Below are 2,828 nucleotides of genomic sequence, written 5' to 3' on the forward strand. Positions count from 1 at the left end.
GTGCCGCCCCGCACGCGTGGCGGCGTCCACGGCCAGGGACACCGCGCCACCGCCGTGACCGTCGTGACCGTCTGCGGTCAGGCGCTCGAGCCAGCGGCGGAGCGCCTCCAGGGGGCCGTACGCGTCCAGCAGGCGCGGCGCGGCGGCGACGAGCACCTCCAGCTCGTCCCGGTAGACGGCCAGCAGCAGGGCCTCGCGGTGGGGGAAGTGGCGGTACATCGTGCCCTGACCGACGCAGGCCGCCTTCGCGACCGCCTGAAGGGTCGCGGAGGGGTCGTCGGCGAAGACCGCGCGCGCGGTCCCGACGATGCGGGCGCGGTTCTCCCGGGCGTCCGAGCGCGGGGCGCGCCGAGGGGGTCGGATCATTGGGCGCCTTCCGTTCCGGTCCACGGCATGCCTGCCGCGTGCACGCCGCCGCCATTCTTATCCACTTGTTGGCCGGGTGACAAGTTTGTTGTAGGGTCCGTGCCATGACCACCGCCCGCCGCACCCAGAAGCAGCGCCGTGAAGAGGCCGAGACCGCGCTGCTGCACGCCGCCGCCGAACTGGTCGACGAACAGGGGGTGGGAGCGCTGACGCTGGCGCGCGTGGGTGAGCGGGCCGGTTACAGCCGCGGGATCGTGACCCACTACTTCGGGTCGAAGCAGGCGCTCGTCGAACACCTGGCGCGCTCGGCCCAGGCCGGATTCGTCCCCGGTCTGGAGGGCGTGCCGCCCGGCCTCGACCGGCTGCTGCGGCTGATCGACGGCTACATCGGGGAACTCGGCCGCATGGGCGTGCTGAACAGGGTCTTCCTCAGACTGTGGACCGAGTCCGCGTCCGTGCCGGACCTGGCCCCCGTCTTCCGCGAGCGCGACGAGGCGTTCCTCGCGGACCTGGAGGAGGATCTCGCCGCCGGCATCGCCGGGGGCACGATCCGTGCCGACGTGGCACCCGGTCCGACCGCGGTCGCGGTCGTCGCACAGCTCCGCGGCATCGGCGTGCAGCGGCTGGTCGATCCCGGACGCGTCGACACGGAGCTGCTGCGGACCCACGTCACCGGACACTGGCGCCGGGCGCTGACGCCCGCCTGAGCCGCCGTGCCGGCGAACTGCTGGGTCCCCGGACCGTTCACCGCCCCATTCATGGGCTCATGCCACCCGATGTGTGTGATGTCGGCATCGCATTGTCCGACTGCTGAGGGGTACGCGGGCCGGGGGCAAGATCGCTGCCGCCACCTGCGGACAGGTGACCGTACGGCGGTGCCGGGCCCCGGTTCCGCGCGGCGCGTGCGGAACCGCTCGGTGGCGTGGTGGAAGGACGGGCACAGCGCAGTGACGATGGCCGATGGACTGTTCGCATGTATAGGGGTGGGCGCGCTCGGCGCGGCGGTGCTGCCGCGCCTGGTGGCCGGACGGCCGCTCTCGCTGCCCCTGGTGTTCCTGGTGGGCGGCATCGCCGTGTACCTGCTGCCCCTGCCGCTGCCCGAGGTCGATCCGGTGGACGACCGGCTGCTGACGGAGCACATCACCGAGATCGGTGTGCTCATCGCGCTGATGGGGGCCGGACTGGCACTCAACCGGCCGGTCGGCCGACGGCGCTGGGGCACGACCTGGCGGCTGCTGGGCGTGACGATGCCGCTGACCGTCGTGGTCACCGCCCTCGTCGCGTGGTGGCTGCTGGACTGGCCGCCGGCCGCCGCCCTGCTGCTGGCCGCCGTACTGGCCCCGACCGATCCGGTGCTCGCCTCGGAGGTGCGGGTGGGCGAGCCCACCGAGGACGAGGACGACGAGGACGAGGTGCGCTTCGCCCTCACCAGCGAGGCGGGGCTCAACGACGGGCTCGCCTTTCCCCTGACGTACGCGGCGGTGGCACTGGCCGCCGCCGCGGGCAGCGGCTGGTCCACGGACTGGGTCGGCACCTGGGTGGTGGAGGACGTCGCCTTCAAGTGCGTCGTCGGCGTGCTGGGCGGGCTGCTGGCCGGACGGCTGCTGGGCTGGCTGTTCTTCCGGCCCCGCTCGCCGGAGCTGCGCCTGTCCGAACACCGGGAGGGCTTCGTCGCCCTGGGCGCCACCTTCCTGTCGTACGGGCTGACCGAGGTGGTGGGCGGCTACGGCTTCCTCGCCGTGTTCACCACCGCCTGCACGATCCGGGCGGCCGAGCGCGCCCACGGCTTCCACAACATCCTGCACGACTTCGTGGAGCAGATAGAGCGCCTGTTCACCGCGACGGTGCTGTTCCTGCTGGGCGCCTTCATCGCGCTGGGCGGCCTCGCCGCCCTGACCTGGCAGGGCGCCGTCACGGCCCTGGCGGTGCTCCTGGTGATCAGGCCGCTATCCGGGTGGGCCGGGCTGCTGGGCAGCCGGCTGGGGAACAGGGAGCGGTGGGTGGTCGCGGGGTACGGCATCCGCGGCATCGGTTCGCTGTACTACCTGGCGTACGGACTGGGCCAGCACGACTTCCCGGTGCCGGAGCGGGAGTTGTGGGCGGTGGTGACCTTCACCGTACTGGTCTCGGTCGTCCTGCACGGCGTCACGGCAGGACCTGTGGTGTCCCGCCTCGACAGGCTGCGGACGGACTCGTCCCCGCAACAGGAGAGCGCTTGAGGGAAGGGGCGGGCCCTCCGGGTCCGCCCCCGCCGGCAGGAAGCGACTCGACCGTGTGGTCGGCCCTACTTGCCGGGGGGAAGCTGGTCGTGCAGCCGCTTCCAGTACCGGTGGACGTGCTTCTCGGCCTCTTCCAGGGCGGCGCGTTCGTCCACGGAGAAGGGCTCCGCACCGGGCTCGGCGCCGGGCTCGGCGCCGAGCGCGGTAACGGGCGCGGTGCGGCGCCACGGTGCGCGGGCCGAG

3 protein-coding genes are annotated in these 2,828 nt (G+C 73.0%); 2 read left to right on the forward strand and 1 reads right to left on the reverse strand.

Annotation, left to right across the window (positions count from 1 at the left end):
- A partial coding sequence (locus tag HO151_RS06655) for a TetR/AcrR family transcriptional regulator (protein WP_173895159.1) occupies positions 1-366 on the reverse strand: 366 nt, incomplete at its 3' end.
- A 104-nt stretch (positions 367-470) separates the two neighbouring features.
- Between HO151_RS06655 and HO151_RS06660 the strand changes: the two genes are divergently transcribed.
- Both HO151_RS06660 and HO151_RS06665 read left to right on the forward strand, forming a co-directional pair.
- Positions 471-1,073, forward strand: coding sequence for a TetR/AcrR family transcriptional regulator (locus HO151_RS06660; protein ID WP_173895160.1), 603 nt, complete (start codon positions 471-473; stop codon positions 1,071-1,073).
- A gap of 240 nt (positions 1,074-1,313) precedes the next feature.
- Positions 1,314-2,585 carry a cation:proton antiporter gene (locus tag HO151_RS06665; protein ID WP_173895161.1) on the forward strand — a complete coding sequence of 424 codons (1,272 nt, stop codon included), beginning with the start codon at positions 1,314-1,316 and terminating at the stop codon, positions 2,583-2,585.
- The last annotated feature ends 243 nt before the right edge of the window (positions 2,586-2,828 follow it).

This window comes from Streptomyces sp. 8P21H-1, assembly GCF_013302945.1.